Below are 13,030 nucleotides of genomic sequence, written 5' to 3'. Positions count from 1 at the left end.
ATTTACGGTAAAAAGTCTTTAAATTCAGTCGCTTAACTACTTTTGTTTAGGGTAGTTAAAGTTTTAAAGTATAACTTATAGATAATACTTAGAATCGATTCTTTAAAGTGAAATATCTTAGAGAAAGTATCGTTTTATGAACAGTGGCTTAGTTTGGAATTGGTTGCGGGGATAGGATTCGATACCTCTGGAGCCGACCTTAAGGAGGGTCCAGCCTGAGGGCCTGCCCGAAGGTCAATAGGTTCCCCAGAAACAAAAAAACCAACTATTTAGTTGGTATCTTTTAATTATGAATTGGTTGCGGGGATAGGATTCGAACCTATGACCTTCGGGTTATGAGCCCGACGAGCTACCAACTGCTCCACCCCGCGACAAAGTAAAATCAATATATTATCGAAAGCTCCTTATGTCAAATTAAAATTGTCAGACATAAATTACTAAAATTCCTTGAGTTGCTACCGATATGAACTATGTATGAGGGATGTGAAAAAATAAATTTTTTGGAGATTAAACAATGGAAATGCAAAACCACAGTAAGCTAACTATTGATATCGATACAACAGAGCTTACTCCAGCGCAACTTCGAGCTATCAAAACAATCAATATGCTAATGGCACATATTATTACAACAGAAGACGAAGCCGACTTCTTTGATGGAACGGCCGAAACAATGCGCTTGTGTGCTTCACTTGTTAAGCAATCTCGTTTTTGTCACCAAGACTCTTCTATCCCTTATGGCGATCAGGCCTTAGAATTTGCTATTGAAGCATTAACAGAATTGATGGAATCATCATCTGTTGTTAAATACGATAATTAAGAATAAAAAATTTCTGAATATAAGAAAGGGCCTAAGGCCCTTTTTTTTTGTCTAATAATTAGCTATAAATGACTGTGAACTTTTATCAATAGGCTTGAGAATGAGTAATGAGAAGATTTGTTTGACTGGTGTAAAGCCAACAGGAATGCCACACCTAGGTAACTTCATTGGTGCTATTAAACCAGCAATAGAAAATGTGAAAAACTCTGATATGGAAGGTTACTTCTTTATTGCTGACTATCATTCTCTTATTACAGTTCACGATGGTGAGCAGCTTCGAAGCGACATTTATGAAGTTGCCGCTACTTGGTTAGCAGCTGGCCTTGATCCAGAAAAGGCCGTTCTTTACAAGCAAAGTGATATTCCAGAGATTACTGAACTCAACTGGATTATCTCTTGTTTTGCATCGAAAGGATTAATGAATCGAGCACATGCTTACAAGGCAAAGAAGGATAAGAACGCAGAAGAAAAACGCGATGAGGATTATGGAATTAATATGGGACTATTTTCTTATCCTGTATTAATGGCCGCTGACATTCTTTTCATGAATACTAAGTATGTTCCTGTTGGTGAAGATCAACTTCAGCATATTGAAATCGCACGTGATATCGCTTCAAGTTTTAATCATAAATATGGTGATATTCTAACTCTTCCTGAAGCAATTGTTAGCAAAGAAGAGAATAAGTTACTACCTGGCCTTGATGGACGTAAGATGAGTAAGTCTTATAATAATCATATTCCATGTTTCATTCCAGAGAAGAAGCTTAAGAAAATGATTAATAAGATCACTACTGATTCGACACCTCCTGAGGCACCAAAGAATCCAGATGACTCTCTAATCTTTGATATCTATAAGTTCTTTGCAACAAAAGAAGAGCAAGATGCACTTGCAAAAAGATACCAAGAAGGAATTGGCTGGGGTTATGCCAAGCTTGAACTCTTTGAGGTTGTTAATCGTGAGCTAAAACCAATGCGTGAGAAGTATGATGCATTAATGGCAGATAAGTCTCAGATTGATAAAATTTTAGCTGATGGTGCTGCTAAGATACGTCCTATTGCTCAAGAGAATCTACGTCGCATTAAAAAAGCAATTGGTGTTTCAAACTAAGATTTAATTTTTATGATAAGGATGATCTTGTTTAATTGTTTGAGCACGATAGAGTTGTTCAACAAAAACAAGTCGAGCGATCTTATGTGGAAATGTCATAGGGGAGAGTGATAGTTGGAAATCAACAGTTTTTAAAAACTCTCTAGGAAAGCCAGCTGCTCCACCAATTAGAAAACAAATTCCACACTGTTTATTTTCCATCGTTTCATAAACATATTGGCTAAGTTTATCACTTGTTAAGGTTTTTCCATGTTCAGTAAGTGCAACAATATGCTGCTTTCCATGTTTGGCCTTAATGGATTCAACTTTATTTAAGAGTTCTTTTAATTCGAGATCAATATTTTCTTTGTGGCCCTTGCATTCATGGATGTGAAGTTTTGGGAAGTTAATTCGTTTGTGATAATCGTTCTCAAGGGCGATGAGATTCTTATCCTTTAACTTCCCAATGACGATGAGATGAAAGTCTTTCATAACTTGAAGGTTTAGAAATAACCTTTTTCATCACCTGAAGTTGATTCAGCTTCATCTGAATAATAATATTCGTTTGGAATATCAACTGAAGGAACAGACCATAGATTGTCGATATCGTAAGCTTCACGAGATGATTCATCAAAGATGTGAACAATGATATCTCCAGCATCGATAAGAATCCAATCTGTTGACTGGTGAAGACCTTCTTTAGAGACAATTGTTTGCCCCTTGCGCTTCATTTGCTTACCAATCTCATCAGACATCGCATTTGCCATTGCAGAGTTCGTTGCAGAAGCAAGAACAAAGTAATCAGCAAGAGATGTTGTCTTTCTCATATCAAGAACTTTAAGGTTAATACCTTTGAAGTTTCCTAGAATCCATGCACTTGCCATTGCAATATTTAATGGAAATTCTAATTCCTTATTATCTGCAATTTCATCAACATTTTTATTAATAAACTCGTTTTGTGACATTTATTCGTCCTTTATCGTTTTAAGCATTAGTGATTTTAATATATCAATATTTAATCCTGAAACAGAAGAAATAGGTAAGCACTTGCGATCAATTTGCTCTTCAAAAAAGACTTGAAACTTTTTGATCTCTTCATCTGTCATTGCATCAATTTTTGTTAAGCAAACGATTTCTTTCTTATTTAAAAGGTCTTCGTTATATCTACCAAGTTCTTGGCGAATGATTACATATTGCTCAAAGGCCTCGTATTCATCGAGACACCAAGAAACATCAACAAGATGAACAAGTGATTTTGTTCTTTCTATATGTTTTAAGAATTTAATTCCAAGTCCCTTTCCTTCAGAAGCATCTTCAATAAGGCCTGGGATATCAGCAACAACAAAAGAATCTTCTTCACCTAGGGTAACAACACCTAGGTTTGGCTCTAAAGTCGTAAAAGGGTAGTCGGCGACTTTTGGTTTTGCCGCTGAAATTGAAGATATTAATGTTGATTTACCAGCATTTGGTAAACCTACCAATGCGATATCTGCTAGAAGTCTAAGTTCTAATTCAACATCAAGTTCTTGCCCTTCTTTTCCGGCCGTTGCTTTTCTTGGCGCTTGGTTTGTTGCACTTTTGAAGTGTAAGTTACCAAGTCCACCACGGCCACCTTCTGCTACTTTGATTCGCATACCGTGATCAGTTAAGTCTGCAATGACCTGACCATTTTCTTGTAAGCGAACAATGGTACCAACTGGTACTTTGATTGTGAGGTCGTCTCCAAAAGGGCCACACATCTGGCGGCCACCACCTTGCTGACCATGTTCAGCACGATAGATTTTCTTTCCACGAAAGTTGACGAGAGTATTCATCCCTTCATCTGCTTCGAAGAAGACACTTCCTCCATCTCCACCGTCACCACCATCTGGGCCTCCAAATGGGATATACTTCTCACGGCGGAAGCTTACGCATCCGTTACCACCGTTTCCGGAGATTACTGTTATTTTTACTTCGTCAATAAACTTCATAATTTCTCACTCTTTATAGAGCGTTTATATAAAAAAAGGGAGCACTATGTATAGGCTCCCTTTCATATTTACAACTAATTAATAGTGTAAGATTTAATAATTCTTATGCTTCAACAACAGAAACAATTTGCTTCTTCTTGTTGTAGAAACCGAATTGAACTTTACCTTCTTTTGTTGCAAAAAGAGTATAGTCCTTTCCTACTTTAACGTTTTTACCAGCATGGAATTTAGATCCTGCTTGTCTTACAATGATGTTTCCTGGAACAACAGCTTCACCACCAAATTTCTTAACACCGTACATATTCGGGTTTGAATCACGACCGTTACTTGTTGAACCACCGGCTTTTTTGTGTGCCATATTTAACTCCTAAAATTAATAATTGATTAAGCTTTAACTTCTTTGATTTTTAAAGTTGTAAAGTGTTGTCTGTGTCCGTTCTTCTTCTGGTATTTACCTGGCTTTCTTTTGAAAACGATAACTTTTCTTGAACGATCATGTCTAACTACTTCAGCTACAACTTTTGCACCATCAACAGTTGGAGCACCAACTTTTGCACTCTCACCACCAACAAATAGAACCTTATCAAATTCTACAGTTGATCCAGCTTCTTGATCTAACTTCTGAACGTCAATAGTCATACCAGCTTCTACTCTGTACTGGTGACCTTGAATTTCTACTACTCCGTACATAAATTCTCCTATAAAAGGCAATCTTTGGGGGCCAGAGGTTTTCTCCAACACTTCCTTCCCTCGGACTGAAATATTAACTCTATGAAACTAGGATTTTTATGAAAAATTGGGCCTGTTGTCAAGCATTTAGACGCAATTACACGCAGCTTTTTGAGGATTTTTTGCCTAGCTCCTGTCGTAGTGAGTCATTTGCTCATAAAGATATTTCAAAAGCCGAAAAGTTAGGAAGACGGAGGTATCAGATGCAATCTGTAAGTAATGAAAAATACACGTATTATCAATTTGCTAAGGAGCAATCGCTTCCTATTTATATCAGATTGAGGGTCGCTGAGTTTGATCCGGAGGTTGTAGGCTTCTTACAGGTAATGAACTTTACGGAATTAAGTGAGAAAGAAGGGGAGTCTGCACAGCAGATTATAGCAACGAGTCAGATGGCGAAGGTTTTAACGATAGATGAGGCCACTCCAATGGTTGCCTCGCAAATTCGTTCAAACTTCCAGGATGATAAGTATGGAATGGAAAGTATTGTCCAAAAACCTGGATATAATGTTTATCGATATAAGAATATGGCGATGATTGTTCTCTCACTCGCATCAAATGAATGGCTAATGGGAACATTCCCTGAATTTGGTCACACAAATAAAGAATATGAGTGTCGAGTCGTAATCAACCGCTACTTATCTTGGGCCCTTGCCCCAATGGGTATTGCTGGATTCTGGGGAAGAAAACTTAAGGAAGGAATCGTTCTTGGACGCATGAATGAAGTAAAGGGTGAAGTTGTATTTATTGATGTAAGAAACAGAACCTTATTTTCTAAGAGAGAAAGCATAAGCCTTAAAAACTCTGAAGTATTTATCAAAATTGACCCTCTTCATAAATCATCACCAGCTAGAATGAGATTTGAAGATGCACAGGCTTTCTTGGCCATACATTCATCTTACTTTGGTGCCAATGGGATGCCGCTAGCAATTCGCCAAGTTGTGGCCACTATCGCTAAGAATTTTCACAGCTATAAATTTGCTATTTCGGATCTTTCCCAGGAGTTGAATTAGCCTTAAGTAATTGGGTTAGAAAATTATTTGGATTTTCAAATTCATCTTTTCCAATCATATGAATATAGATTGGAAAGCATGTTATGGTACAAGCTCCTGAATAGGTTACTCTTTTATTTTCCTCGTCTTTCCAAATGTAAACAGAGGTTCCATCGCGATTAAGGAATTGGTCTTGCTTTCCATAACGGTTAATTAATGACTGATGAAATGTATTGTGAAGAAAGTAATTTGGTAGTCGAGCATAGAAGTCTAAGACAGTATTATCCGAGTTTTTTATGTGAACAAAAACAGGAAAGAAATAGTTCTGATGTCTAATTTGTATTTCATAAATTTTTACTACTTCGCCATTATTGATAAGTCTCATGGCCTTATATTCTTTTTGAATATCTGATAGTTTTTGTCCGGGATGAAACGGCTTAAATTTATCAAAGGTAAAATTATAATTTGGTTCTTCAACCTTAGCTTTTGCCGTATTGATAAATATGCAAAATGATAAGAGAATATATGAACTAGTTAATAATTTTTTTAGAGTTTTTTTGAACATACGTTATTTTAAACGATTTAGATTTTTATATTTAAAAGGGGAATTTAATGCAACCAGCAGCAAAGAAGGAAGCACAGAAGATCGGTATTGCGATGGTTTTAGGTCTAGTTCTAGGGCTAGTGCTACATTATTTTGGGAAAGGAGCTTATGTTCAATATATTGCTCCAATTGGTGATGCCTTTATTGGCCTACTAAAAATGGTTATTGTCCCATTAGTTTTCTCTTCTATCTTTATGGCCATGTATCACCTTGGGACTCCGGAGTCTCTTGGAAGAATGGGAGTAAGGGCCGTTGCTTATTATTTCTTCACAACTTGTATCGCCGTATTATTCGGGATCATTTTTGTTAATATTATCAACCCTGGAATCGGAGCAGATTTAGGCTCAGCAGGTGTTCAAGGATTATCAGAAGCGATGCAATCAAAGGTTGCAGGAAATTCTGGAGGTTGGGCTTCGCTTTTTGCTTCTATAAAAGAAGTTCTCTTAGGTGCAATTCCGACAAATCCATTTGGTGCATTTGCTGAAGGTAATATTCTACAAGTAATTGTCTTTTCAATCCTAATGGGAATGACAGCTTTATTTATTCCTAAAAAGAGTGAACCTTTTGTTAAATTTGTAGGTGCATTAGAAGAGCTTGCAAATAAACTTACAATGGGAGTTATGAAATTAGCTCCTTACGGTATTTTTGTTCTAATGACTGGAGTACTTGCAAAGTCTGGAACAAGTGCGATTGTCTCACTATCAAAGTATATGCTTACAGTTATTCTAGGTCTTCTATGTCATGGAATCTTTCTACTTATTGTCGGAAGTATCCGTGGAAAGATGTCTCCTTTAGAAGTCTTAAAGGGAATTGGTCCAGCAATTATTACGGCCTTCTCAACTGCATCGTCAGCGGCAACTTTACCGATTACAATGATGAATGTTGAGGAGAACCTAGGTGTTGATAAAGATACGGCTAAGTTCGTGTTACCACTAGGAGCGACAATAAATATGGACGGAACTGCACTATATGAGTCAGTTGCGGCAATCTTCATTGCACAAGCCTATGGTATTGAATTAGGGATAACTCATCAAATTATTATATTTATGACTGCCTCTTTGGCAGCAATTGGTGCAGCGGCCATTCCTGGCGCAGGGCTTATTACGATGTCGATCGTTCTATCGGCCGTAGGACTGCCTATTGAGGGGATTGGGCTTATTTTAGCAGTTGATAGAGTACTGGACATGTTCAGAACAGCTGTGAACGTTTTTGGGGATGCTATGGGGACAGTAGTTGTTGACTCGATGCTTAGGAAAAACTCATAGGTAAAATATAAGTTATTGATTTTAATAGAGCTCTTAACTCGAAAAAATCTTTTCCTCGTTGACTCAGACACCACAATTTGAAAAAATATTAGGGCCCCATTTTTGGGGCCCTTTTTCGTAAAGAGAGAATTGAACACATATAAGGAAGATCAATGAGAAAAAACGGATTGTTGTTACTGGTTCTAGGCCAACTACTTTTTTCGTGCATCAGTACAGAAAAAGACGTTCCAAGTCCAAAAGAGATTACGGAGTCATTTAGTACTGAAGATGAGAATCTCGATGGTGCTGATTTCTCTGAAGAAAAGATCATTGCTCGAACTGCAAAACATGGTGCAGAGTTTTCTAGTGATCAAATTGTTGGTTCTGCTGTTATTGAGCACCCTGCAAGTCACGAAATCAAAACTTATTTCTTATATGGTGCTGAGCACTTAAATCTTGAAAATAATTATTTTGATATTCCTGTTGTTTATAATGCCGCTGTTAAGAAGTGGATTAAATATTTCACAGGAAGAGGACGAGGCTTCTTTCAAAGATATTCAGGAAGGGCCGGAAGATATGCGCCGATCCTCTCTAAAGTTCTAAAAGACAATGGACTTCCACAGGACTTAATCTTTTTAGCAATGGCCGAATCAGGATTTCAAACAAAAGCAAAGTCTTGGGCAAAAGCAGTTGGCCCATGGCAGTTCATGCCATATACAGGTCGTCGTTATGGCCTTGAGGTAAATTGGTATGTTGATGAAAGAAGAGACCCAATTAAGTCTTCAATCGCAGCATCAAAATACTTAAAAAAATTATATAAGCAATTTGGTTCTTGGGAGCTTGCCGCTGCATCTTATAATGCAGGTGAAGGTAAGATGGGAAGAGCGATAAGAAGATACCGAACAAAAAACTTTTGGAAGATAAGAAGAGGTCGATATCTAAAGCCTGAGACAAAGAATTATGTTCCAAAAATTATGGCATTGGCCATTATTGGTAAAAACTTAAAGTCATTTGGCTTTGAAGAAATCGATTGGCATGAGCCTCTTGATTTTCAAGAAATTCAAGTTCCTGGCGGAGCGGATTTATTTAAAATTGCAAAAGATTTAAATGTTGAATTTGATGATCTTCATTATTTAAATCCAGAAATTCAAAGATGGTTTACACCACCAACGCATGAAACATATACGCTTCGAGTTCCTGTAGGAAAAAGAGAGACGTGGGCAGCTTGTTGTTCAGCTAAAAAAGAAGAGTATATTGCTTCCCAAGAAGTCTTTCAAAAATATCGTGTAAGAGGTCGTAAAACTCGTCTTGATGATGTAGCAAGAAAGTTTAAAATCAAAGATAAGAAGGTTCTTACTTGGCTAAATGATAATTACAAGTCTCACCGCTCTCGTGTTCCAAGAGGAACTTATGTGACTCTTCCATTTAGAATTGGACAGAGTAAGAAAGATAATATGTATGCGGACCTATATGATAAACCTCGTAAGTCTGTCATTCGTAAAAGAAAATATCGTAACCGTATCCGTGTCGCTAAGAGACGTGGGAAAAAGATCAGTAATCCATCACAATTCTACACTGTGAAAAGAGGAGATTCTCTCTGGTCTGTTTCTCGTAAAACGGGAGTTAGCCTAGATACACTAATTGTCTCTAACCTAAAAATCATTAAGAAGAGACAAATTCGTGCAGGTGACCGCCTAGTGATTCGCTAATTTCAAAAAATGTAAGAAAAAAATAGTAAAACATATTGAAACCACGCTCTAATGCGTGGTTTCGCTATTTTAATTCTAAAAAAAATAAGCTATTGTATTCCTCACGAACACAACACACGTATACACGAGGAAATTCAAACTATGGCCTATAGCGATATTTTAAAGCTTAAAAAAGTCGAAGTTAAAAACGAAGAAAAGGTATTCATTAAAAATCTCATTGTTGGTAATGATATTTTTGCAATGGATCTCTTTGACCATCTCTATAAAAAGGACTCAACTTCAGTGAAATTATTAACTGAAGAAGAAGTTACTGAAGATAATTTTAAGATCATGGGACCGTCTCTTGTTAGAGGAGAAAATAATATTTCAGTCCTGCGTGACCTTGGGATTATTGAAGAAGCTAATCCATTGAGCTCATGCTTTTATAAGGACTCTAAGTTTCATGATTTTGGTTCACGTACAAAGCCAATGCCTCTTTTATGGGGAGAAGAAAGTTATATTGATGAACATATTAAAGTTGGTCCAACTGATATTCTTCCTTCTCTTACTAAAGAAGGGCTTTTAGAGCGTATTCGTGAAAATAGTTATAGCCTACGAATTAAAGAAATTTATCGTACAACTCCTGAGGAGTTAATTGATCAGGCCCACTGGAAAGTGTACTTAACGAACGGTTTAATTATTGAATGTGAGAACCTTTATTGGGGAGAGTCTCCTGCCATTTTCTTAGACTTATTCAAGGATAAGAAAACACTTTCTACCGAGTTTATCGAGTTTTGCGAAAGTACTAAAACACCTTGTTCTCTATATGTTCACCTCGATCTTGAAGAGAAGATTACTGATGATGAAAAGACATACTTTTTTCCACTTTCATTTACACATGAATGGGGACATTTCATTGGTGAGATTGGTGAAGCAGAAAGCGAAGGATATGCTCAAACAGCTAAATTTGTTACTTTCATCGATAAAGAAGAGAGTACAGAAGAAGATATTTCTAAAAAAATCAATCTTCTGAAAAAAAACTTAGCGAAAAATTTCGACGCTTTTGATGTAAATAAGTCAAAGGAGCGCGTCATACTTCGTGACTATTCTTATAGTCCAGAAATTGACGATTCAAAGATTACACAGGAGTCTTTAAATGAAGATCATTTAATTTTCTTTAGTTTTAACGCTCCTCTTAAGCAATCAGCAGTAAAAGATAGTACATTCGTAGATTCCTGGATGTCGTCAAAATTCCTTGCAAGAGGCCTTGCTGTACAATCAAAAATAAAATAAAAACAACCTATAAACACCCCTTAATCGCTGAATTTTATGCAATTTCGGGGTGTTGACATTCATCTCAACTGCCTTGAAAATTTAATAACTAACATTTTTTATCAGTGTCTCTTCATATAAAGACGACACACGGATTTTTACTCACTCAAGGAGAGGAATATGAAAAAGGTATTTTTAGGAGCAGCTACGCTAGCACTTTTAAGTACAAGCGCTTACGCAACTAAAGCAAGACTACTTGCTCTTGGTGACGAAGTTGAAGACAACTACTACACAATGGATGATCGTTACATTTTCACAAACGCATCTTATATTAACAACTTTGCAGACATGGTTGTTTATGAGCACGGTTCGGAAGGTGCAACATCTTATGCTACGGCTTTCACAACGGCCGAAGCTGCAAATACTACTCTTGATACAGACCAAAATCCAAAAGCAATGGGAGGTTTCCTTAAGAAGCATGGAAAGTTTACTTACGGTGCTTACTTAGGAAATGAATCAAACGTTTCATCTCTTCTAAGAATTATCGCTTCAGACGGTGATGATAAAGATGGATACCTTGCTACTTCTGATAACCAGATCGACATCTTCTTTGGTGGTCAAGCTGGTATTAACTGGGGTGTTGACTTTATTTACGCATCATCAGACAGAAAAAATAGTATTACAGAAAAATTAGAAGATAGTGCAATGGCTATCAGAATGGGTGTTAATAAAGACAACTGGGATGCATATGCAAACGTATCTTTAAACTCTGAATCAGAGAACAAAGACACTGGAAATAAATTTGATGGAAAATTAGGCCTTCAACTTGGTGGTTCTTATACTTTTAATCAAAACCTTAAAGTGTATGGTTCATATAAGATGTTTGATTGGGAACAAACTCAATCAGTAGATGCTACTAGTAACACTCTAGCAACTATTGATGGTGGTTTTACACGTCTTGATTTAGGTGCAGGTAAAGAATATACAGCTTCAACTGACACAATGGTATTTGTAAGAGCTCAGTTAACTAAGCTTGATATTGAAGTTGAATATTCAACAAAGTCGGAACTAAGTACACTTAATATTCCATTAATTGTTGGTTTTGAATCGAAAGCAAATGAGTGGCTAACTCTTAGAGGTTCAGTTTCTCAGACTATCTTTGGTGAAGCAGACTCTACTAACTTAGGTAGTATCATTGGTGCATCTGGTGGAGATGATAGTGCAGGTCTAAAGGCTGCTGGTATTGGTGCTTATAATGGTAACTTTGCTTCAGATGGAAAGATTTCATATGAAAACTCTACAACAGTAAACTTAGGTGCAACACTTACATGGAATGATATTAACGTAGATACTCTTGTAGGTTCTGTATCTGATAATGCTTACACAAGATTTGCAGTTAAATACAACTTTTAATTTGTAATTTTAACAAATGATTAAGAAGGCCGTGGGTGAAAAAAACCACGGCTTTTATAAAAAGAGCAAAAAAAAATTGCACAGAAAAATAAAAACGGTATAATTTAATTAATAATTTTTTCAAACGAACTAGATTACTAGTTAAAATAAAAACAAAACAAGGAGTAAGTTTTGAAAAAAATGACAGGTATTATTGCAATGGCAGTACTTTCTTCTGCAGCATTCGCAAACACAATCGTTCCAGAAACTTCACGTGATGGAAAAACTAAAAACTCTTCAGCTATCGCTGTAACTCAACAAATGAGAACATTTGTTGCTGGTGAGTATATGAACGAAACAATTGAGCCAGATGTAGCCAATGCTAAAGACTTAACAGACTCTGGTTTCAGTGTGTTTGGTGGTTGGTCTAACAAGATGGTTTCAGTAGAAGCTGATCTTTCTATGTCAGAGCAAGAAGACGAGAATACTGCTAATTCAGCAACAGATGTATCTAACTATGACGTTAAGGTTGGTTATAGAATCAATAAGGAATTTGCTTTAGGTCTAGGTTATGAGATGGGTACTGAGGAGCCAACAACAGGCGCAGACACAGACACTTCTAAAATCGAACTTGCTGGATCTTATATGATGAAAGACCTAATGCTAGGTGCTTCATTTGCAATCAACTCACGTGATAACGGAACTACTGATGGTTCTTATAATACACTTACTGTTGGTGTTGGTTCAAATGCTAACAATATGTCATGGGAAGCAGGTCTTACTTATGACATGGAAGAAGAAGACGATTTAAATAGAGGCTCAAGATTTGGTTTATTTGCTGGTATGACTAAGGTTGTGAACAACATCGAAATCGATGCTGACTTATCTTATACAACTGGTGATACGACAGTAACAAATCCTGCCGATTACTCTGTTCTTGACTTCAATGTTGATGCTGAATTCTTAGTAACAGATATGTTCTACGTAACACCTGGTCTTTACTATACTTCAGCTGAAGGTGCTAGCTATAAAGCTCTTTCTGGTTTAGATGAGTATACTATCATGGGATTATCAGCTGACTTTGGATATAGAGCAAATAAGGTAGATGCAACATTTGGTATCGACTATGACCTTGCTTCTAACTACAACACTGGTTCAGAAGAAGACATGGATAGAATGGCATGGAAAGTTAACGTAGCTTACAACTTCTAATTTTAATTTAAAATTAAGAAATA

14 protein-coding genes and 1 tRNA gene are annotated in these 13,030 nt (G+C 36.6%); 8 read left to right on the top strand and 7 right to left on the bottom strand.

The annotated features are described in order from the left end of the window. Positions 1–295: 295 nt before the first annotated feature. Positions 296–371 (bottom strand) — tRNA-Met (locus DAY19_RS02660). Between the two features lie 143 nt (positions 372–514). Between DAY19_RS02660 and DAY19_RS02655 the strand changes: the two genes are divergently transcribed. Beyond that, on the top strand, positions 515–817 hold the full coding sequence (locus DAY19_RS02655; protein WP_114705635.1) for a hypothetical protein: 303 nt from the start codon (positions 515–517) through the stop codon (positions 815–817). A 100-nt stretch (positions 818–917) separates the two neighbouring features. After that, positions 918–1,925 carry a tryptophan--tRNA ligase gene (locus DAY19_RS02650; protein WP_114705634.1) on the top strand — a complete coding sequence of 336 codons (1,008 nt, stop codon included), beginning with the start codon at positions 918–920 and terminating at the stop codon, positions 1,923–1,925. Between the two features lie 3 nt (positions 1,926–1,928). On the opposite strand, the gene DAY19_RS02645 is transcribed toward DAY19_RS02650, so the two are convergent. The 5 genes from DAY19_RS02645 to rplU form a co-directional block, all read right to left on the bottom strand. Further along, the gene (locus DAY19_RS02645) at positions 1,929–2,396 is read right to left on the bottom strand and encodes a 23S rRNA (pseudouridine(1915)-N(3))-methyltransferase RlmH (RefSeq protein ID WP_114705633.1); all 468 of its coding nucleotides are present in this window, start codon (positions 2,394–2,396) and stop codon (positions 1,929–1,931) included. A gap of 11 nt (positions 2,397–2,407) precedes the next feature. Beyond that, positions 2,408–2,869, bottom strand: a complete 462-nt coding sequence (rsfS, locus tag DAY19_RS02640; protein ID WP_114705632.1) for a ribosome silencing factor — start codon at positions 2,867–2,869, stop codon at positions 2,408–2,410. Beyond that, positions 2,870–3,874: a GTPase ObgE gene (gene obgE / locus DAY19_RS02635; RefSeq protein ID WP_114705631.1), complete on the bottom strand. Its 1,005-nt coding sequence runs from the start codon at positions 3,872–3,874 to the stop codon at positions 2,870–2,872. It abuts the gene before it with no gap. Between the two features lie 103 nt (positions 3,875–3,977). Further along, positions 3,978–4,232, bottom strand: a complete 255-nt coding sequence (rpmA, locus tag DAY19_RS02630) for a 50S ribosomal protein L27 (protein WP_114705630.1) — start codon at positions 4,230–4,232, stop codon at positions 3,978–3,980. Between the two features lie 26 nt (positions 4,233–4,258). Next, entirely contained in the window at positions 4,259–4,564 is a 306-nt protein-coding gene (rplU, locus tag DAY19_RS02625; RefSeq protein ID WP_114705629.1) for a 50S ribosomal protein L21, read from the bottom strand. A gap of 242 nt (positions 4,565–4,806) precedes the next feature. Between rplU and DAY19_RS02620 the strand changes: the two genes are divergently transcribed. Then, complete coding sequence (locus tag DAY19_RS02620; protein ID WP_114705628.1) at positions 4,807–5,616, top strand: hypothetical protein; 810 nt, start codon at positions 4,807–4,809, stop codon at positions 5,614–5,616. On the opposite strand, the gene DAY19_RS02615 is transcribed toward DAY19_RS02620, so the two are convergent. Then, positions 5,585–6,160: a hypothetical protein gene (locus DAY19_RS02615; RefSeq protein ID WP_114705627.1), complete on the bottom strand. Its 576-nt coding sequence runs from the start codon at positions 6,158–6,160 to the stop codon at positions 5,585–5,587. The two genes, DAY19_RS02620 and DAY19_RS02615, sit on opposite strands and share 32 nt — an antisense overlap. Before the next feature lie 47 nt (positions 6,161–6,207). Between DAY19_RS02615 and DAY19_RS02610 the strand changes: the two genes are divergently transcribed. From DAY19_RS02610 to DAY19_RS02590, 5 genes are all read left to right on the top strand, one after another. Then, positions 6,208–7,464 carry a dicarboxylate/amino acid:cation symporter gene (locus DAY19_RS02610; RefSeq protein WP_114705626.1) on the top strand — a complete coding sequence of 419 codons (1,257 nt, stop codon included), beginning with the start codon at positions 6,208–6,210 and terminating at the stop codon, positions 7,462–7,464. 152 nt (positions 7,465–7,616) lie between these two features. Next, entirely contained in the window at positions 7,617–9,152 is a 1,536-nt protein-coding gene (locus DAY19_RS02605; RefSeq protein WP_114705625.1) for a lytic transglycosylase domain-containing protein, read from the top strand. Between the two features lie 141 nt (positions 9,153–9,293). Then, positions 9,294–10,424, top strand: coding sequence for a hypothetical protein (locus DAY19_RS02600; protein WP_114705624.1), 1,131 nt, complete (start codon positions 9,294–9,296; stop codon positions 10,422–10,424). Between the two features lie 159 nt (positions 10,425–10,583). After that, positions 10,584–11,816: a hypothetical protein gene (locus tag DAY19_RS02595; protein ID WP_114705623.1), complete on the top strand. Its 1,233-nt coding sequence runs from the start codon at positions 10,584–10,586 to the stop codon at positions 11,814–11,816. 180 nt (positions 11,817–11,996) lie between these two features. Next, entirely contained in the window at positions 11,997–13,007 is a 1,011-nt protein-coding gene (locus DAY19_RS02590) for a porin (RefSeq protein WP_330220807.1), read from the top strand. The last annotated feature ends 23 nt before the right edge of the window (positions 13,008–13,030 follow it).

It is taken from the genome of Halobacteriovorax vibrionivorans, assembly GCF_003346865.1.
Classification (GTDB): domain Bacteria; phylum Bdellovibrionota; class Bacteriovoracia; order Bacteriovoracales; family Bacteriovoracaceae; genus Halobacteriovorax_A; species Halobacteriovorax_A vibrionivorans.
The sequence above is the reverse complement of the archived record's forward strand: the minus strand, read 5'-3'. Positions and strand labels throughout refer to the sequence as shown.